16 protein-coding genes are annotated in these 18,179 nt (G+C 68.1%); 7 read left to right on the top strand and 9 right to left on the bottom strand.

Annotated features, from left to right (window positions below):
• Nucleotides 1-150: 150 nt before the first annotated feature.
• Together AB0L70_RS26090 and gndA are read right to left on the bottom strand one after the other, a co-directional pair.
• The gene (locus tag AB0L70_RS26090; protein WP_363688482.1) at nt 151-642 is read right to left on the bottom strand and encodes a DUF6319 family protein; all 492 of its coding nucleotides are present in this window, start codon (nt 640-642) and stop codon (nt 151-153) included.
• A 112-nt stretch (nt 643-754) separates the two neighbouring features.
• Complete coding sequence (gndA, locus tag AB0L70_RS26085; RefSeq protein ID WP_363688481.1) at nt 755-2,194, bottom strand: NADP-dependent phosphogluconate dehydrogenase; 1,440 nt, start codon at nt 2,192-2,194, stop codon at nt 755-757.
• Between the two features lie 183 nt (nt 2,195-2,377).
• Between gndA and AB0L70_RS26080 the strand changes: the two genes are divergently transcribed.
• From AB0L70_RS26080 to AB0L70_RS26070, 3 genes are read left to right on the top strand one after another with little or no spacing between them, the layout of a single operon-like run.
• Entirely contained in the window at nt 2,378-5,599 is a 3,222-nt protein-coding gene (locus AB0L70_RS26080) for a DUF2961 domain-containing protein (protein ID WP_363688479.1), read from the top strand.
• Entirely contained in the window at nt 5,596-7,239 is a 1,644-nt protein-coding gene (locus tag AB0L70_RS26075) for a family 43 glycosylhydrolase (protein WP_363688477.1), read from the top strand. The genes AB0L70_RS26080 and AB0L70_RS26075 overlap by 4 nt, the downstream gene beginning before the upstream one ends.
• A 9-nt stretch (nt 7,240-7,248) precedes the next feature.
• The gene (locus AB0L70_RS26070) at nt 7,249-7,785 is read left to right on the top strand and encodes an isochorismatase family protein (RefSeq protein WP_363688475.1); all 537 of its coding nucleotides are present in this window, start codon (nt 7,249-7,251) and stop codon (nt 7,783-7,785) included.
• Here the strand turns inward: AB0L70_RS26070 and AB0L70_RS26065 are convergent.
• Nucleotides 7,782-8,606 (bottom strand): NAD(P)H-binding protein, encoded by an 825-nt coding sequence (locus AB0L70_RS26065; protein ID WP_363688473.1) that lies wholly within the window; start codon nt 8,604-8,606, stop codon nt 7,782-7,784. The two genes, AB0L70_RS26070 and AB0L70_RS26065, sit on opposite strands and share 4 nt — an antisense overlap.
• A gap of 82 nt (nt 8,607-8,688) precedes the next feature.
• Here AB0L70_RS26065 and AB0L70_RS26060 point away from each other — a divergent pair, with 82 nt between their 5' ends.
• On the top strand, nt 8,689-9,549 hold the full coding sequence (locus tag AB0L70_RS26060) for a methyltransferase domain-containing protein (RefSeq protein WP_363688471.1): 861 nt from the start codon (nt 8,689-8,691) through the stop codon (nt 9,547-9,549).
• Here the strand turns inward: AB0L70_RS26060 and AB0L70_RS26055 are convergent.
• From AB0L70_RS26055 to AB0L70_RS26045, 3 genes are all read right to left on the bottom strand, one after another.
• Nucleotides 9,527-10,714: an aminoglycoside phosphotransferase family protein gene (locus AB0L70_RS26055; RefSeq protein ID WP_363688469.1), complete on the bottom strand. Its 1,188-nt coding sequence runs from the start codon at nt 10,712-10,714 to the stop codon at nt 9,527-9,529. The two genes, AB0L70_RS26060 and AB0L70_RS26055, sit on opposite strands and share 23 nt — an antisense overlap.
• A gap of 5 nt (nt 10,715-10,719) precedes the next feature.
• A complete protein-coding gene (gene tyrS, locus AB0L70_RS26050; protein WP_363688467.1) occupies nt 10,720-11,907 on the bottom strand; it encodes a tyrosine--tRNA ligase in 1,188 nt (395 codons plus the stop codon).
• Between the two features lie 165 nt (nt 11,908-12,072).
• The gene (locus tag AB0L70_RS26045) at nt 12,073-13,086 is read right to left on the bottom strand and encodes a hypothetical protein (protein ID WP_363688465.1); all 1,014 of its coding nucleotides are present in this window, start codon (nt 13,084-13,086) and stop codon (nt 12,073-12,075) included.
• Between the two features lie 73 nt (nt 13,087-13,159).
• Between AB0L70_RS26045 and idi the strand changes: the two genes are divergently transcribed.
• A complete protein-coding gene (gene idi, locus AB0L70_RS26040; RefSeq protein WP_363688463.1) occupies nt 13,160-13,726 on the top strand; it encodes an isopentenyl-diphosphate Delta-isomerase in 567 nt (188 codons plus the stop codon).
• Here idi and AB0L70_RS26035 read toward each other — a convergent pair.
• Complete coding sequence (locus tag AB0L70_RS26035; RefSeq protein WP_363688461.1) at nt 13,703-14,593, bottom strand: NAD(P)/FAD-dependent oxidoreductase; 891 nt, start codon at nt 14,591-14,593, stop codon at nt 13,703-13,705. The two genes, idi and AB0L70_RS26035, sit on opposite strands and share 24 nt — an antisense overlap.
• 85 nt (nt 14,594-14,678) lie before the next feature.
• Here AB0L70_RS26035 and AB0L70_RS26030 point away from each other — a divergent pair, with 85 nt between their 5' ends.
• A complete protein-coding gene (locus AB0L70_RS26030; RefSeq protein WP_363688459.1) occupies nt 14,679-15,575 on the top strand; it encodes a GNAT family N-acetyltransferase in 897 nt (298 codons plus the stop codon).
• On the opposite strand, the gene AB0L70_RS26025 is transcribed toward AB0L70_RS26030, so the two are convergent.
• Together AB0L70_RS26025 and AB0L70_RS26020 are read right to left on the bottom strand one after the other, a co-directional pair.
• Nucleotides 15,552-16,550, bottom strand: coding sequence for a 2-dehydropantoate 2-reductase (locus AB0L70_RS26025; RefSeq protein WP_363688457.1), 999 nt, complete (start codon nt 16,548-16,550; stop codon nt 15,552-15,554). The genes AB0L70_RS26030 and AB0L70_RS26025 overlap by 24 nt on opposite strands.
• Before the next feature lie 109 nt (nt 16,551-16,659).
• A complete protein-coding gene (locus AB0L70_RS26020) occupies nt 16,660-17,118 on the bottom strand; it encodes a MarR family winged helix-turn-helix transcriptional regulator (RefSeq protein ID WP_363688455.1) in 459 nt (152 codons plus the stop codon).
• Nucleotides 17,119-17,171: 53 nt separating this feature from the next.
• On the opposite strand from AB0L70_RS26020, the gene AB0L70_RS26015 reads away from it, so the two are divergent.
• A complete protein-coding gene (locus AB0L70_RS26015) occupies nt 17,172-18,158 on the top strand; it encodes a methyltransferase (RefSeq protein WP_363688453.1) in 987 nt (328 codons plus the stop codon).
• Nucleotides 18,159-18,179 lie beyond the last annotated feature (21 nt).

Genomic DNA, 18,179 nt, shown 5'->3' with positions numbered 1-18,179 from the left:
ACGGTAAGGCCTCAATCCCCACCACGCCCAGCAACCCGGCGCGCCGGTTACATCACATTTCCTGAGCCACAAGGGTTTCCGAGCTACAGGTAAAGCCACGCACCCCGGGGCGTGGCGAGACGCTCGGCCGGGGTGCGTGTGGTTCGGGGGCTAGTTCTCGAGGTCGGCCAGGGCCTGGCGCGCGGCTTCCAGTTCGGCTTCGAGGGCGGCGACCTTGGCGGCCTGCTGTTCGCGGGCGGCCTCGATGACCTCGTCGATCGGCGTGGAGAGGTCCTCGTGCAGTTCCTTCGCGGCGCGGGAGACGGCCGCGGCGGCGACGGCGAGGTTGCGAGCCAGGTAGGTGTTGCCCTGCTTGAGCTCGGCGTGCCACTCACCATCGGCGGTGCCGGTGACCGTGAGGGTCAGCTCCAGGGTCTTGGTCTTCTTGCCGGCGGCCTTCTTCGCCGGCGCCTTCTTCGGCTTCGCGGCCGGCTCGTCCTCGCCCGGAACCTCGGCGGACACCTTCTCGTCGAGCTGTGCCTTCTCGTCGACCTGCGCCGTGGACGCGTCGGGCGCCGGCGTGCTGTCGAGAGACGGGGCCACTACATCGGGAGTGTCGGCGTCAGTGGACGGCGCTTCTGCTGCCAGAGTGTCTACAGTCATCGTTGCGGCGATCTCCTTAAGAACATCGCCCGCCGAAGCGGGCTGGCGCTGGGCGTCTTATTAGAACATACGTTCGACGCTTACACCAACCCGCCACACGGCGATCCGCAGGTCAGGACCGGGTTTCCGAGCGGTCGGCCGACCACTCGAGGTGGTAGGTGCCTTCGCGGTCGACCCGCTTGTAGGTGTGGGCCCCGAAGAGGTCGCGGAGACCCTGGATCAGGGCCGCCGGGAGGCGCTCGGCGCGGAGGCCGTCGTAGTACGACAGGGCCGCCGAGAAGCCGGGCGCCGGGACGCCGACAGTGGCCGCGGTCGCGACGACACGACGCCAGGCCTCCTGGCCGTTGGCGACGGCTTCCTTGAAGTAGTCGTCGACGAGCAGCGAGGGCAGGTCCGGGTTGCGGTCGTACGCCTCCTTGATGCGGTCCAGGAAGCGGGCCCGGATGATGCACCCGCCACGCCAGATCGTCGCCATCGCACCCAGGTCGATGTTCCAGTCGTACTCCTCACTGGCGGCCCGGATAGCGTCGAACCCCTGCGCGTACGCGACCAGCTTCGACGAGTACAGCGCATGCCGTACGTCGTCCACGAACGCGTCCCGATCGACGTCCACCTTCGGCGTCGCCGGACCCGGAAGTACACCGGCCGCGGCCTCACGCCGTACGACGTCGCCCGACAGCGACCGCGCGAACACCGCCTCGGCCATACCGCTCACCGGGATGCCCAGGTCGAGCGCGGACTGCACGGTCCACCGACCGGTGCCCTTCTGCTCGGCCTGATCCAGTACGACGTCAACGAACGAGCCACCCGTGGTCGGGTCGGTCTGGCTGAGCACCTCGGCGGTGATCTCGATCAGGAACGACTCGAGGTCGCCGGTGTTCCACTCCCGGAACACGTCCGCCAGTTCGGCGGGGGACAGGTCGAGCACGTGCCGGAGCAGGTCGTACGCCTCCGCGATCAGCTGCATGTCGGCGTACTCGATGCCGTTGTGCAGCATCTTCACGAAGTGACCCGCGCCGTCCGGACCGACGTGCACGCAGCACGGCTCGCCGTTCACGTGCGCGGAGATCTTGGTCAGCATCGGCTCGAGCGCGGCGTACGACTCCGGGGAACCGCCCGGCATGATGCTCGGGCCGTTCAGCGCGCCTTCCTCGCCGCCGGACACGCCGCTGCCGACGAAATGCAGGCCCTTCTCCTTCAGCGCGCTCTCGCGGCGCCGCGTGTCGACGAAGTGCGCGTTGCCGGCGTCGACGACGATGTCGCCCTCGTCGAGCAGTGGCACCAGTTCGTCGATGACCGCGTCGGTCGGGGCGCCGGCCTTGACCATGACGATGATCTTGCGCGGCTGCTCCAGCGACTCGACGAAGCCCGCCAGGTCTGTCGACGGGACGTAGTCACCCTCGGAGCCGAACTCCGCAACCAGCGAGTCCGTGCGCGCCTGGGAGCGGTTGTGCAGCGCGACGCTGAATCCGTTGCGCGCGAGGTTCCGGGCCAGGTTGCGGCCCATCACCGCGAGGCCGGTGACCCCGATCTGGGCTTTGGCAGAACTCATCGAATCTCCCGCAGTCTCAAGTTGTATGCCGGACCCAGTCTGGCCCTCCGGGCCGGCGCCGCAACCACCGGCCCGACCTGCGGACAGCCGAAGTCACCGGCGGCGAGCTCTTCTCAACCACGGTGAATCGATGGTAGACATCTGAGAAATCGATTTCCCGCCACGAAGTCGGAAGGCCGCCCCATGCTCCGTCGTGTCGCCGCGCTGCTCGTCAGCGCCCTGCTCGTCCTGCCCGTCGCAACAACAGCCGCAACCACACCCGCGGCTGCAGCCTCAGCCACGACGTACGCCGGCAACGACAACGGACCCGTCGGCTGGGACGTCTACCGGAACCTGGACCGACTGCCTGAGCTGCAGACCGGCGTACGGACGAAACAGTTCTCCAGCTTCGGCCGGGACGGCACGAACAACGACGGCTTCGACGGCACCTACTCGTGCCTCCGTACGACGGACGCGGGCTGCGTGATCGCGGAAGACTCCGGACCGGGTGAGGTCGCGTCGATCTGGTTCACCCGCGACGAGGGCAACGTCACCAAGACCGGCACGATCACCGTCGAGCTCGACGGCAAGCAGGTCCTGCACGGGAGTCTGCAGGACATCGTCGACGGCAAACTCGGCGCGCCCTTCAGCTACCCGCTCGTCGCCAATGCGGTGCAGACCAGTGGCGGCGTGTACATCCGCGTCCCGATGCCGTACCGCACGTCGATGCGCATCACCACCCAGACCAATCCGCTCTTCTACCACGTCGACTACCGCCAGTTCCCCGACGCGAACGGCATTCGTACCTTCGATCCGAGCGACAAGGCCGAGGACGTCATCGCACTCCTCAACGCGGCCGGAACCAAGGATCCCAAGCCGGCCCAGCCGAACAGCACAACCAAGACGACCCCGCTGAAGCTTGCCCCCGGCAAACAAATCACACTGGCCGACAGCTACGGCCCGGGCGAACTCAGCGCGCTGCGGCTCAAACTCCCCGAGGTGGTCGGTCTCGACCTGCAGAGCTTCGCGGACGACGGACGCGCATTCCTCGGTGGCAGCAAGTTCACGATGAAGATCGACCCGGCCAACACCGGCGTGAAGCTGATCCGCCGGATGGATCTGCGGATCGGCAACCAGCGCGCGAAGGTCCTCGTCGACGGCGTTCAGGTCGGCGAGTGGGCGCCACTCAAGGCCCAAGGCGCCCAGTGGCTCGACCAGGTTGTCGACCTGCCGGCCAGTGCCACGGCCGGCAAGTCGCAGATCACGATCACGAACGAGTTCGTCTCGTCGGATCTCGACTTCAACGAGTTCACCTACTGGGCGGATTCGATTGTCGACAATCAAACGAAGCGCACCGACACCCTCGACGTCGGCCCCGACCATGTCGCCGATGAGCAGGCGCACGGGTACTCGATCACCCAGCAGAACTGGAGCGGATCGCACGCGATGGCGTACGCCGCAACCGATGCGGACGCCGCCCGGGTGAAGCCGTCCGACTCCCTGCTCGCCGGTGTTCGGGTGCAGGTGACCATCGACGGTGTGAAGCGGGTCGACGCCCCGATCGGCGAGTTCTTCGGTTCAGGCCTCGGCGAGAACCCGGTCCGCTCACTGTTCTTCGCGATGGACCCAGACGGCTGGTACTCGTCCTGGTGGCCGATGCCGTACGTCGCCCGCGCCAAGGTCACCCTGGTGAACACGTCGGCGTACCCGCTGACCGGTCAGGCCGAGGTGACGGCGAGCCGGGACGCGCGCAAGGCGATCGAGCTGGCGACCGGGAAGACCGGGTACTTCACCGCGATCTCCCAGCGCGGCGAGACCACGCAGGGCAGCGACTGGAACTTCGCGAACGTGGCCGGCCGCGGCAAGTTCGTCGGCGTCTCGTCGACGATGGAGGGACTGCTTGCGGACGGCAATACTCGCGGCTACCTCGAGGGCGACGAGCGCGTGTACGTCGACAGCGAGCGGACCCCCGCGATCCACGGCACCGGCACCGAGGACTACTACGAGTCCGGCTGGTACTTCAACGCCGGCACCTACTCGACACCCTTCCACGGCAACTCCGCCCACGAGGTCCGCGCGGGCTTCTGCACGAACGAGTGCGACGGCGCCTGGCGACTCCACATCACCGACTCGGTCTCCTTCCAGAACCAGCTCGACTTCGGCATCGAGCACGGTCAGCAGGACGACCACCCGGCGATCTACGGCTCGACCGCGTTTCTCTACACCGCGGCGAAGTTCGGGGCCCGCGAGACCGACCGGATCGATGTCGGATCGTCGGCCAGTCGCCAGCAACATGCGTACGCCGACACCGGTGCGCAGACGTCCGACCTGACGTCGGTCTACGAAGGTGACCACGACGACACCGCTCTGACCGACCAGGTCCGGTCGACGACGCAGCCGATCCGCTTCACCGTGAAGACCGATCCGATCAACCGTGGCGTGACGCTGCGCCGGACGAGTGATCAGAACACGGCGGGTCAGTCGGCGCAGGTGATTGTCAACGGCAAGGATGCCGGGACCTGGTTGCAGCCACTCGGCAACAGCCACCAGCGCTGGCTCGACGACAACTACCAGTTGCCCGCGGCACTCACCTTCGGCCGCACCAAGCTCGACATCGAGCTGCGCCCGACCAGCCCGACCGGCCCGACCGGCCCGACCGGCCCGAGCTGGACCGCATCGTCGTACGTCGTCCAGTCCCTCGTCCTCCCGTACGACGACCGGCGCGCGCCCGGCGCGGTCAGCGGTGTGACGGCGACCGGGCGGTCCGACAACGCGATCAACGTGACGTGGGCGGACACCGCCGATGAGAGCGGGATCGCGCACTACAACATCTACGCGAAGAAGGCCGGAGCCCAGGAGAAGCTGATCGGCACGAGCCCGCTGCCCGGTTTCCTGCATCGCAACCTCGGGCTGCACGAGAGTTGGACCTACCGGATCGCCGCGGTTGACCTGGCCGGGAACACCGGGCCCAAGTCGGCAGCCGCGCAAGCAACCAGCGGCAGCACCCTCCGACTGGAGGGTGAGGCGATGCTGCCGCCGGTGTCGTCGACCGTGGCTGTCGACCCACAGGGCAACTGCTGTGGGGTGAGCTGGTCCGGTGGCGCCCAAGCCTGGATCCACGGCACCAAGGCCGGCGACAAGACCGTCTTCGGATTCACGGTCCCGACCACCGGGTCGTACAACCTCTCGACCGTGCTGACGAAGGCCGCCGACTATGGGATTGTCGACATTCAGATTGATGGCAATGCACCGGTCAGTTTCGACGGCTACGCGGCGTCCGGCGTCAGTACGCAGAAGGTCGAGCTCGGGACGTCGCAGTTGACCGCCGGCAATCACCAACTGTCGATCACGCTGACCGGCAAGAATCCAGCCGCCATCGGCTATCTCGTCGGACTCGACGTCCTCGACCTGGTGCTCAACTCATGATCCGCAAAATGCTCGCCGCCCTGGTCGGCCTCACCGTCCTCGCAGCACCCCTGCAGTCCGTCGCGTCACCCAGTCGCGTGCGGATCACGCCGTACGTGAAGGTCGGCAAGGTGGTTGCGGCGGGCCAGTTCGCCAAGGTCTACGACCCGAGTGTGGGTGAGACCGGGCCTTGGTACTACAACGACCACACGCTGGTGCAGGACCGGGCTACCGGCACCTGGCACGTGTACGCGATCACTCACGCCGAGCCGGCCAACCCGCTCGACGAGAAGAGCTTCGGGCACGCGACCGCGCCGACACCCAACGGCCCGTGGACCAAGCAGCCGCCGGCCCTGGTCGCGGACCCGGCGGCGGGCGAGAGTCACATCTGGGCGCCGTACGTCATGTACGACGCCGGCACCTACTACATGTTCTACGCCGCCGGCACGCCGGACCACACGGCGTACCGGATGCATCTCGCGACCTCGACCGACCTCGTGCACTGGACCCGGGACGCGGCCAACCCACTGTTCACCGACGGCTTCGACGGGCGGGACCCGATGGTCCGCAAGGTCGGCAATCAGTGGGTCATGTACTACACGGCCAACTCCACTCCGGCCGGTGGCAACCACATCGTTGCCTACCGCACCAGCACCGACCTGAAGCACTGGAGTGACCGGCAGACGGCGTTCCAGCACCCGTCGACCGGCACGTTCGGAGGCCCGACCGAGTCGCCCTTCGTCGTCCAGCGCGGATCTGACTGGTACCTGTTCGTCTGTTGCGACGGCGGCTACGAGTCGACCAAGGTCTACAAGAGCAAGGACCCCCTGCACTTCACCATCGACCAGCTCGCCGGGACGATCCCCGCGCATGCGGCCGAGGTCGTGCAGGACGGCCAGAAGTGGTACGTCACCGGAGCCGGCTGGGGCAAGGGCGGTCTGTACATCGCCCCGCTCGACTTCGCCAAGCTCCAAGTGACAAAGGGCCGAGTGGTGAGTACGCCGTACTACCGCGCGAACATCGAGACCAGTCCACACGCGGCCCTCACCAGTCTGGACGTCGACCCGAACGGCCATCGCGACTACCGCCCAGCCCTCGACTCGACCGGCCGCTCGACAGCGCCGTACCTGGCAGTCGGCAACTTCGGCGCCACCGATCTCAGTGGCGCGGCCAGTCGGGTGCAGAGCAGCAGTACGTCGCTATCCCTGCGTGGCATCCCCTTCGGCGACGAGCCCGTGACGGCGGACTGGTCGTTCGGCTTCGGCACTCGCACGTTCGACCTCCGACTCACCTGGACCGTGCGTGGCGCCACGACCGCACCGGTCTGGGAGGCCGCGTTGAACGTTGACTCGGCGCTACCCGACCAGGGCGACCCGGGCGGCTTCAACCGGGACGGTGATGTTGCCGGACTGCCCAACTGGTCGATGGCGACAGGCCCCGGGCTGAGCGTCGTCACGGCGTACCAGCAGGGCTCGGCGTGGTCGGCGGACAACCATTGGTACGACCCGTCCACCGGCGGCGTGGCTTGGCAACCGCTCTGGCAACCCGGTGGCCGGGCGCTCCCACCTGGGACGTACGACGCCGGCCGGTGGCGGATCGGGTTCTCCGGCACCGAACGGGACGTCACCTTCGCGGACACCCTGGCCTCGGGCTTGAACTAGTGTCGTTGTGTGACCTCGCTCAGCCTGGACCCTCGTCGTACCGCACTCGTTCTGATCGATCTGATGCCGCGGATCGTCGCGCTCGACACCGCCCCGCTGGCCGGCCCGGTGGTGCTCGAGCGCTGCGTCGCGCTGGCGAAGGCGACGCGATCGGTCGGCGGTCTGGTGGTGAACGTCCGGGTCGAACGACCGGGCGTGCACGTCCAGCCGGAGGGCAGCGGGTTCGCGCCGGAGGTGGATCCGCAGCCAGGTGACCTGGAGATCGTGAAGCGTTCGATCGGCGCGTTCGGCCGGTCGACTCTGGACGCGGAGCTCCAGGCCCGCGACATCGAAACGGTCGCCCTGGCAGGGATCGCGACGAACTTCGGCGTCGAATCCACCGGCCGCGCCGCAGACGACCTCGGCTACAACACCCTCTACATCACCGACGCGATGACGGGTCTGACCCAGGAGGCGCACGAGTTCGCGGTCGCGAAGCTGTTCCCGCGGCTGGGGACGACCTGCTCCGGCACCGAGTACATCGCCGCCCTCAGCCCCACGCTTTAAGCAAACAGAGCGGCGTTCTCGCGGACCCAGTCCTGCAGGGTCCGTGGTGCGTTGCCGGTGACCTGGGCGACCGTGTCGGTGACGGAGGTCTCGTCGACCAGGCCATCACCGAAGAAGCCCTCGATCGCTTGCGCATACGGCTCCGGCATCGACGCGAACAGGTCGTCGTGGGTCTCCGCACGGCTCATCGCGTACGCCGTCAACGTCCGCCCGATGCCCGCACCCAGGATCTCCACCTGCTCGCCGGGGGTCAGTGCGACCGGCCCCGTGAGCCGCAGGATCTCGCCGTCCCGCTCACCCTGCAACGCGCGGACTGCGACGTCCGCGATGTCGCGCGGGTGGATCGTCGAGATCGGTACCTCAGGAAACTGGACGCGGACGACATCACCCGCGCGCACCTGGTCGAGCCAGCGCAACGTGTTGGACATGAAGGAATTCGGCCGCAGAAAGGTCCACTCCAGCCCCGACGACCGAACGGCGTTCTCGGCAGCCTGGTGGTAAGCGGCGACCGCGTTCGACGTGTCCGCACTGTCCAACGAGCTGCTCGACAGCAGCACGACCTTCCGGACACCGGCCTGCACCGCATTGGCGAGTAATTCATCGGTCCGCTCGTAGCCGCTGAGCAGGAAGATCCCGGTGACCCCGGCCAACGCGTCGACGAACGTGTCTGGCCGGTTCAGGTCGCCGTACACAGGCTCGATGCCGGCCGGCAGTTCCCGTTCTGACCGGATCAGTGCGCGCCCCGGGATCCCCTGCGCCGCCAGCGATTGCACCACCGCGCCACCGGCGTTCCCGGTCGCGCCCGTCACCAAGATCCTCATGGGTCCGAACACTACGGGGAAAAGGTGCCGTGAACCGGACTGCGGATTGATCCGTAGAGCACAGCAACGAGAGGGGATCAGGATGACCAGCACCGACACCGCGTGGGTCGCCCCGGCGAACGCGGACCAGTTGACCGCTTGGGACACCGCGGAAGGTGTGTTCTGGGCGGAGCATGCCGAACTGTTCGAGCACAGCCTGCAGCGGTACGACGACTGGCTGCTCCGAGCGGCCGGGATCCGTGACGGTGACCAGGTGCTCGACGTCGGCTGCGGAACCGGCAGCACGACGCGGTCCGCCGCCTGGTTGGCCGGATCGGGTACGGCGCTCGGCGTCGACCTCTCGTCTCCCATGCTCACCGTGGCCGCCCTGCGGGCCCGCGATGCGGGTACCGGGAATGCGACGTACCTCCAGGCCGACGCCCAGGTGCACCCGTTCGAGCCGGAGGCGTACGACGTACTCCTCAGCCGGACCGGCTGCATGTTCTTCGGCGACCAGGTCGAGGCCTTCACCAACCTCGCGCGCGCGGTGAAGCCGGGCGGACGGCTGTCCCTGCTCGTCTGGCAGCCGCCGAGCCAGAACCCGTGGTTCACCGAACTCACCACCGCCCTCGCGGTCGGCCGGACCCTCCCGTCCCCGCCGCCGGACGCACCGAGCCCGTTCGCCCTCGCCGACCCGGCGCGGATCGCGCAGATCCTCACGGCCGCAGGCTTCGCCACGCCCGAATGTGAGCCGGTCAAGGAGCGCATGTACTGGGGTCCCGACGTACCGACCGCTGTGGACTTCGTCCTGGGCGTGCTGGGCTGGCTGCTCGACGATCTCGATCCCGACGAGCTCACCCGGGCGATGACCAACCTGCGCCGGACCTTGGTCTCGCACTACTCGGCAGGCGGCGTCACCTTCCCCTCCGCGGCCTGGCTGGTCACCACCCGGAAGCCCGCGTAGCTTCGACGGCGGCCTGGAGTTCGTGACGTGGATCGTCCTGATGGTAGATCCACTCCGAGGGCTCGATGTTGTCCAGGAAGCGCTGGTACATGCAGGCATAGACCAGGCGGCCCAGCACTGTCATCGGCCGGAGCGCGCGGAGTGGGTCGCTGCCTGGGAGCGCACGTTTCCAGGCCGCTGCCCACACCTCGACGGCATGCTCGCCCTTGTCCGCGGGCAACCAGCCGTGGAGGCGCTGGATGTCGACGGCCGGATGCCCGATGAAGCTGTCGGCCCAGTCGACGATCGCGCGGTTCGTGCCATCCGAACGCCAGTTCCCGGGATGGAAGTCGCCGTGCACGAGCGTGATCGGCAAGCCCGAAGCCGTTAATTCGTTGAGGATCGCGGGCAGTGTCGACAGCAGCCGTTTGACGTCGAGTACGTCGTCGTCGGACAGCGGTACGACGGTCAGCAGCCGGGACACCTCGTCACCCAGGTCCTCCGGTCGCGAAGCGGGTGCGTTCAGCTCGTCAACCTCAAGAGCGAGTGCAGCCTGGACAGCGACCCACCGGCTCACGACGTCCTCGACCGTCGGCCGATCCGGTTCCCAGCAGTCGATCCCGGGTGCGTGGGCGAGGAGCGACCAACGGTCCGCGGCAGATGTCGCCAGTACGGTCGGTGCGAGGGTTTCGTCGTACCGATGGATGTGCTCGATGATGTCCGCGTCGACACTGCCGAAGCGGCTCGTGGCCTTGGCCCACGCGCCCTTGAAGCGAATCAAACTCGACAGATTCCAGCTCTTCACCTGGACCGGATCGAGCGGGCCGATGGTGTCCTGCGCCCAGGCGATCAGCCGGCTCGGCCCGTCGACCTCGGCCCACGTCGCCCGCAGCGGGTGCGGCGCGAGGATCGCGTCCCAATCGTCGTACGGCGTCTCGTTGAGCACACCGGCCCGTGGCTCAGCCAGCGCCTGCACGTGGTAGACGGCCCGTCCGCCACGTCCGATCACGGCCTCGTCCGCGTGCAGCAGTCGCAGCACCATCGTCGGTACGCCGAGCAGTTCGTCGAGGTGCCGGGTGATTCCCTCGACTTCCTGCCACCAGGGCGGTTCCACCTCGAATGCCGGCGCCCGTCCCACGAATCTGTCGCCGACGCTGATCAACGCCTCGACGGTCTTTGTGTCCACAGTGATCAATGTCCTCTGATCCGGTGCCAGGTCCGTGCGCCTGACTTGAGCACTACGTCGGTCGTGAGGTCAACGGTTCCGGCCGGATCGTCCGCGCGGACGCCGTTGATGCTGACCGCGCCCTGCCGGATCAGCCGCCGGAGTTCCGAATTGCTGTCATCGGGCCGTGCCGCCCGCAACAGGTCGAGCGTGGTCGTCCCGGTCACGGTGATCACCGGGATGTCCGCCGGCTCGCCGCGCTCGGAGAAGGTACGCCGGAACGCGTCCAGCTCGGCCTTCGCCGAACCCGCGCCGTGGTAGCGCGTCACCACCGCGGCGGCCAGCCGGAGCTTCGCGTCACGAGCAGCCGGGCCGGCATGCGTGGCAGCGGATCCGAGCGCGGCGACCGTGTCCGCGGGCAGCTCGGTGTATACCCGCGCGTACGGCTCGACGAGCGAGTCCGGGATGCTCATCACCTTGCCGAACTTGTCCCGTGGGCTGTCGGTCAGCCCGATGTAGTTGTTCAGCGACTTCGACTGTTTCGCGCGTCCGTCGATGCCCGGCGTGATCGTCGTCGTGATCACCACCTGCGGCGGCGCACCTAACCGCTGCTGGAAGTGCCGCCCGAGCTGCTCGTTGAACAGCTGGTCCGAACCGACGATCGTCAGATCGCTCTGCATCGCGAAGCTGTCGTACCCCTGCAGCACCGGGTAGACCAGCTCGTGGACGGCGATCTCCCGCCCAGCCGCGACCCGGTCCCGGAACATGTCCCGGCTCATCAGCTGGGCCTGTGTGACCTGGCCGAACAGCCCCAGCAGCTCCGCCACCCGCATCCCGTCGTACCACTCGGAATTGCGCCGTACCTCGAACACCTCGGGATCGGTGCGCAGGACCAGCGACACCTGCTCGAGGAACGACGCCGCGTTCGCGTCGATCTCCGCCGGGGTGAGCACCGGTCGCGTTTCCGAGCGGCCGGTCGGATCGCCGACCCGCGTGGTCAGATCGCCGAGCAGGAACACGACCCGGTGGCCGAGGTCCTGCAGTTGCCGCATCATCCACAGGTTGACCGCATGCCCGAGATGGAGATCGGGTGCCGTGCAGTCGACGCCGTACTTGATCCGCAGCGGCCGCCCGGACGCCAGTCGTTCGCGCAGATCGGCCTCGCCGATGATGGAGTCGGTGGTACGCCGTAACCGGTCGACGACCGTGTTCATGGGGTTCCTCTCACCAGGGGAGGCACCCTCGCCAGCGCCTCCGAACAACGGAAAGAGGCAGGAACCGGATGGTTCCTGCCTCGGAGGCTCTGGGTGGAGCGAGTTGTGCGGACTACCGAATACCGGCTCCTCCCAGAGCCGGTCGATACGTCACGCCTCGCCTGATCACGCGGTCAGATTAGCAGTCTCGAGTCCCAGCAGGAATCGGGTTAGATCGAGCCGGTCCTTCATCAACCCGGCCAGCTCCGGCGTGATCGGCCAAGTCAGGCGCCCGACCGGCAGCGAGAGGAACGCACTCCGCAGCAGCAAGGACCCGTCCATGCCGGCCCGTACGTCGTCCACGCCGATCGACTCGCATCCCTCGGCGACCAACCCGGCGTGATACCGGTCGACGACGAGCTCCCGCAGTACGGCGAACTCCTCGACGCCGAGCTCGCCCTGATGCGCCCGGCCGATCAGTAGCTGGCCGAGATCGTCGCCTGCGGCAACCATTGCGTTCGGGGACCAGTCGACCGCGACGAACCCATCGCCCTGCAGGAGAAGGTTTTGCGGGCACGCGTCGCCGTGGCTGAGGAGCTGCGGCCGCCCGGCGCGGTCGTCCAGGATGGTGGGAATGCGCGCGGCGAGCTCGGCCAGGCCGTGGCGTACGTCGTGCGCGTCGACCAGGAGTGGATGCGTCCAGACCGCGTCGTCATCGAGGAGCGCCGGGAGGACGAGGCGGCGGACGAATCCGTCGACCATCGCCCGGGTCAGGCGTTCCGGCGTCCGGCCGACCGGGGCCGGGAGGGCGTCGTTCTTGGTCAGGCGGACGTTGACACGAGCGAGGAGTTCGGCGGCCAGGCCGTAGCGGTCGTGATCCCAGGGCGCGTCGGTCGTCTCGACGTCCTCGAGCACCATGACGACGTGATCCGGGTCCGGCTCCTGGACGTCGTAGAGGACGGGGAGCCGGAGGCCGGTCGGGAGTGAATCGGCGAGTCCGTCGAGGTAGACGTCTGCTTCGTAACGCCAGAGGTCGGTGTCGAGCGCGATGCGGCGGAAGTCCTCGGGGAGGAGGGGGAGCATGGGCCAGTCGCGGTACGAGCGCAGGACCTTCACGAACCGCCCGTCACCGCGGTACAGGCCGGCGGTGGTTGGCGAGCTCACGTCGTACGGGACGGGTTCCAGGCTGCTGAGGTCCATACCATCTGTTGTACGGACGGCGGGGCCATGCCCACATCGGTAGGAATTGCCTATCCCGATTAGGCTCCTGGGTGTGACGGAGGAGCGGGTTGTACTGCTGGACGACGATGGCCGGGCGATCGGGACCGAGGCGAAGGCGACGGTTCATCACGCGGCGACACCGTTGCATCTGGCCTTCTCCGGTTACGTGATCGACCCGGCCGGACGGGTGCTGCTGACCCAGCGGGCTGCGGACAAGCCGACCTGGCCGGGCGTCTGGACCAACAGTTGCTGCGGGCACCCATTGCCGGACGAGCCGGTCGCGGACGCGGTCCGGCGGCGGCTGGTCGACGAGCTCGGGATCCAGGTGGAGTCGCTCGAGCTGGTGCTGCCCGAGTTCCGGTACCGCGCGGAGATGCCGAGCGGAGTGGTCGAGAACGAGCTGTGCCCGGTCTACCGGACCGTGTGGTCCGGTGAGCCCACACTCAACCCGGCGGAGGTTGCGGCGTACCGCTGGGTCGACTGGGCGTCCGTACGTGACGTTCCCGGTCTGTCTCCTTGGTGCCTGTTGCAATTGGACGAGCTGGACAGGCTCGGGTCGACTCCCGGGGACTGGCCGGTCGCCGACCCGAGTCTGCTACCGCCCGCTGCTCGTCTCTAGGTCCTGCTCCAGCAGGTCGGCGTGGAGGGCAATGGCCGCAGTACTCGCGTGACCGGCCGCGCCGATCGCGAATAGGGCCGGCACAGCCGTCGTACCGACTGCCCAGACACCAGGCATGCTCGTCCGTCCGCTCTCGTCGGTCGCGACTGCTTTGTCGACGATCCGGCAGCCGATCCGCTCAGCAAGGTCACTCTGCTGATGCTGCCGAACCACCACGAACACCGACCGCGGTGCCAGCGTCTCGCCGGTCGCCAACCGCACCCGGACCTGTTCGTCCACGGCCTCGACCTTCTCGGTCCGGACCGTCACACCCGCCTTGCCCAACCGCGCCACCTGGTCTTCGCCCAGCTCATCGCCGTCCGTGCACAGCGTGACCGCACTGCTCCACCGACTCAGCAGCAACGCCCGGGCAACTGACCGCTCCGGCATCCCGCGCATCCCGAGCTGGACCAACGGCTGATCCCGCACTTCCCAGCCATGACAGTGCGGACACGCCACCACCTGCCGTCCCCAGGACTCCTTCACCCCAGGCACATCCGGCAGCTCATCCCACAACCCGGTCGCGAGTACGACGGCCCGGACCCGATCCCCGGCAACGACGAAGCCCTCGCCGTCCGCGTCGATGTCCTCGAGCCGGCTGTCCCGCACCTCAGCGCCGTACTCCTGTGCCTGCCTTCGCCCGACCGCCAGCAGCTTGTCCGGCGCCGGATCCTCGACTCCCAGGTAGTTGTGCACGTGGGCTGCGGCCCGATTCCGCGGTTTCCCGTCATCGAACAACACCACCCGCCGCCGAGCCCGTCCCAACGTCAGCGCGGCCTGCAACCCCGCCACGCTCCCACCCACCACCGCTACGTCGTAGTTCGCCATGCGCTCAGTATACGAGACTTTCTTGCTCATATATTGAGACAACAAATGGTGAGCAGATTGCCCTCCGGTGAGGCATGCTGAGGGCATGATCGAGATCCGGGCCGTCGAGACCGACGCGGACTACGAAGCTTGGCGCCAGGTGCGGATCGCGGTGCTGCCGTACGAGCGGTGTCCCAGCGTTGCCGAGATGCGGGCGATGGAGAGCCCGGAGCGGTTGCTCCTGCTGGCCGAGGTGGACGGTGAGGTCGTCGGCAGCGGGCTGTCCGACCGGTCCAGCGAAGGTGGCCGGGCCTCGGTTGCCGCGAGAGTGCGTCCGGAGAGGCGACGGCAGGGTGTCGGCACACGGATGCTGCTCGCGCTGTCCGAGCATGCCGCCGGGCTCGGGTACGACGTTGCCGGCGCCAGCGTGGACGACGAGGGGTCGCTCGCGTTCGCGCACCGGTTCGGGTTCGCGGAGGTCAAGCGTCAGGTCGAGCAGGTCCGCCCGATCGGGGACGAGGCCTGGCCGGCCGCGCCCTCGGAGTACCGGATCGTGACGGTCGCGGAGCGGCCGGAGTTGTGGGCGGCGGCGTACGAGCAGGTGGCGTTGCCGACGTTCCCGGACATGGACCTGCCGAAGCCGCTGGACGTCTCGGCCGAGGAGTGGGCGACCGAGTGGATCAACGATCCGGCCGCGATGTTCCTCGCGGTTGCCGGCGATGACGTGATCGGGGTGGCGGGCCTGATGCTCGACACCGACCGGCCGGAGCGGGCCGAGGTCGCGTACACCGGCGTACGTCGGGAATGGCGGGGGAAGGCGGTCGCGTCGACGCTCAAGCGGTCGAGCATGGCCTGGGCCGCGGAGCATGGGATCACGGAGATCTACACGTGGACCCAGGAAGGCAACGAGAACATGCGGCGGCTGAACGAGCACCTCGGCTTCACGTACGGCCTGGTTGGCATCGACGTCCGCGCGCAGCTACCGCTGAAGCTCGCGGAGTAGATCGGCGCCCGACCACGCGCGGCGGTCGACCTCGGCCTCGCGGATCAACGCGACGAGCTTGCGATTGACCGGAGCGGGCCGATCGAGGGACTCGGCGAGCCGGACGACTTCGCCGTTCAGGTAGTCGATCTCGGTGACCCGGCCGGCCTCGAGGTCCTCCCACATCGACGTACGGGCGAGTGGGTCGATCGCGAGCATCTTGCTCGCCAGGCGCCGGAACAAGAAGTCCGGCAGACGCAGGATCATCGGGAAGCGGCGCATCGGCACTGGCAGCAGTTGGGCCGGCTCGATGCCCTTCGCGGCCAGCAATCCGAGCGTCTCGGCCTGGGCTGCGGCCAGGCAGCGGCGGTAGGAGCGCTGGGACAATTCGTCGCGAAGCGGCAGGTTCGAGAGCGCGTTGATCGGGTTGTTCAGGTTCAGCAGGAGCTTCGCCCACTGCACCGGCAGGATGTCGTCGTGCTGCGCGAGCGGCAGCCCGGCCTTCGCAAAGGCCTCCAGGTACGGCGCCAGTCCGGGATGAGCCTGGACATCGAGCGCGCCCTCGGTGCCCTGGTGGAACACCCCGCCGCCCCGGTTCAGCACGTTGAACGGGACCATCCCGGTCACCACGACCTGATCCGTCAGCCGCGCCCGCAACATCTCCCCATTGCGTACGCCGTTCTGAAAGCTCACCACGATCGCGCCCGGCTTGAGTACGCCGGCCAACTCGTCGGCCGCACCCTCGGTCGCGGCCGACTTCACGGTGACGAGTACAAGATCCGCCTCCGCGGCCGCCACCGGACTCGTCTCGTACCGGATCTCATCCGGCTCGACCCGCAGCTCCGCGCCCAGGTAGTCGGTCAGCCGCAGACCATGCTCGGCCAACTCGTCCGCCATCCGCTGCCGCCCGACAAACGTCACCGGAGCCCCGGTCGCCGCGAGCCGCCCGCCCACATAGCACCCGATCCCACCCGCGCCATAAACGACGATCCGCACCGCAACCTCCTTCAGGCCTCAGACACTGTACGCAAGGACGGGTAGTAGTCAGTTCCCGTGAGTCGACGCACGCCTAGCGACTACCGGCGCCGCCGGTCGCCCTCCACCACTACCCGTTCTTCGGTACGCGGATCCGCGCACGATCCGGCAAGGCGGTCTCCCCGGTCAGCTCCTGGAGGGTGTTCCACAACTGATCGAACCGCTCGGTGCCGAGGCGCTTCTCCCAGCTGTCGAGCAGGTCCGCGATCGCGGCGTTGATCTGCCGCTCCAACTGCTGGCCGGCCGTGGTGAGCCGGACCCGTTTCGCCCGCGGGTCGACCGGGTCAGCCTCGCGGACCAGGTAGCCGTGCCGCTCGAGGTGCGTGACGAGCTCGTGCATCGACTGCTTCGTCATCCCGGCGTGCGCCGCGAGCTCGGCGGTGTGCGAGCCGTCGATCCCACCGAACCGGAACAACTGCAGGTGCGCGGGCCGCAGTTCCGGATGCTGCGGGCCGACCTCGGCCAGCACCGTGGCGAGCGCCTGGTCGAAGGCGAGTCGGAGCAGCCCGAAGTACCTTGGCGTTGACATGACGGTCAGGTTACCTTACCTTCATGGTCAGGCAACCTGACTAAGGGGGAAGGGTGACGACGACAGCCAGGCAGGAGCTGATGGGGTTCCTGACCGCGAAATGGATCCCGCCGGTACTCGCGACGCTCGCCGAGCTGGGCGTGGCCGACGAGGTGGCGGAGAAACCGCTGACCCCGGCCGAGCTGGCCGAGCGCGTCGGCGCGCAACCGCGAGCGCTCTACCGGCTGCTCCGTGCGGCCGCGAGCGTCGGCGTTTTCGAGGAGGACCCGGACGGCCGATTCGGTCTGACGGAGACGGCCGGCCTGCTGCGTTCCGGCGTACCGGGGTCGCTGCGGGAAGCGGCGAGGATGTTCGCGCTGGAGCCGTTCTGGACGCCGTACGCGCACCTCACGCACACCGTGCGGACCGGCGAGCCCGCGTTCGACCACATCTTCGGGCGGACCATCTACCAGCACCTCGCCGAGCACCCGGACGACGCCAAGATCTTCGGTGCGGCGGCCACGGCCTTCCATGGTCAGGCGATGGGACCGATCGTCCGCGCGCACGACTTCTCGGCGTACGACGTTGTTGTCGACGTCGGCGGTGGATCCGGGGCGTTGCTGATCGAGCTACTCCGCGCGTATCCGAAGCTGCGGGGAGTGCTGCTGGAGCTGCCCGAGGTACTTCCGGATGCCGCAAAGGCCTTCGAAGCAGCCGGATTGACCGATCGCGTCGAGCTGGTGGCCGGTGACTTCTTCGTCGAGGTTCCGCCCGGTGACGCGTATCTGATCAAGAGCTGCCTGCACAACTTCGCCGACGAGCAGGCGATCGAGATCCTGCGTGTACTCGCGGCTCCCGGTCGGCCGGTGCTGATCGCCGAGACCATGATCCCGGCCGGGAACGGGCGGCATTACTCGAAGTTCGACGACATCGAGATGATGGCGGTCGCCGGCGGGGCGGACCGGACCGAGCAGGAATGGATGGCGCTGGCCGCGGCCGCGGGGCTGACGCCGGGTGAGGTGGTCGAGTGCGACGACCGGTTCTCGCTCCTGAAGTGCTGATGGAATCGGCTCCTTGCCCGC

This window comes from Kribbella sp. NPDC051952, from assembly GCF_040680855.1.
In the GTDB taxonomy this organism is placed as follows: Bacteria; Actinomycetota; Actinomycetes; order Propionibacteriales; family Kribbellaceae; genus Kribbella.
Note: the sequence above shows the minus strand (reverse complement) of the source record. Positions and strands in the feature narration are given on the sequence as shown.

Excerpts from the sequence above, each read along its gene's own strand:
- gndA (WP_363688481.1), bottom strand. The coding sequence starts at position 2,194 with ATGAGTTCTGCCAAAGCCCAGATCGGGGTCACCGGCCTCGCGGTGATG.
- AB0L70_RS26075 (WP_363688477.1), top strand. The coding sequence starts at position 5,596 with ATGATCCGCAAAATGCTCGCCGCCCTGGTCGGCCTCACCGTCCTCGCA.
- AB0L70_RS26035 (WP_363688461.1), bottom strand. The coding sequence starts at position 14,593 with ATGGCGAACTACGACGTAGCGGTGGTGGGTGGGAGCGTGGCGGGGTTG.
- AB0L70_RS26065 (WP_363688473.1), bottom strand. The coding sequence starts at position 8,606 with ATGAGGATCTTGGTGACGGGCGCGACCGGGAACGCCGGTGGCGCGGTG.
- AB0L70_RS26030 (WP_363688459.1), top strand. The coding sequence starts at position 14,679 with ATGATCGAGATCCGGGCCGTCGAGACCGACGCGGACTACGAAGCTTGG.
- tyrS (WP_363688467.1), bottom strand. The coding sequence starts at position 11,907 with ATGAACACGGTCGTCGACCGGTTACGGCGTACCACCGACTCCATCATC.
- AB0L70_RS26080 (WP_363688479.1), top strand. The coding sequence starts at position 2,378 with ATGCTCCGTCGTGTCGCCGCGCTGCTCGTCAGCGCCCTGCTCGTCCTG.
- AB0L70_RS26090 (WP_363688482.1), bottom strand. The coding sequence starts at position 642 with ATGACTGTAGACACTCTGGCAGCAGAAGCGCCGTCCACTGACGCCGAC.
- AB0L70_RS26020 (WP_363688455.1), bottom strand. The coding sequence starts at position 17,118 with ATGTCAACGCCAAGGTACTTCGGGCTGCTCCGACTCGCCTTCGACCAG.
- AB0L70_RS26045 (WP_363688465.1), bottom strand. The coding sequence starts at position 13,086 with ATGGACCTCAGCAGCCTGGAACCCGTCCCGTACGACGTGAGCTCGCCA.
- AB0L70_RS26060 (WP_363688471.1), top strand. The coding sequence starts at position 8,689 with ATGACCAGCACCGACACCGCGTGGGTCGCCCCGGCGAACGCGGACCAG.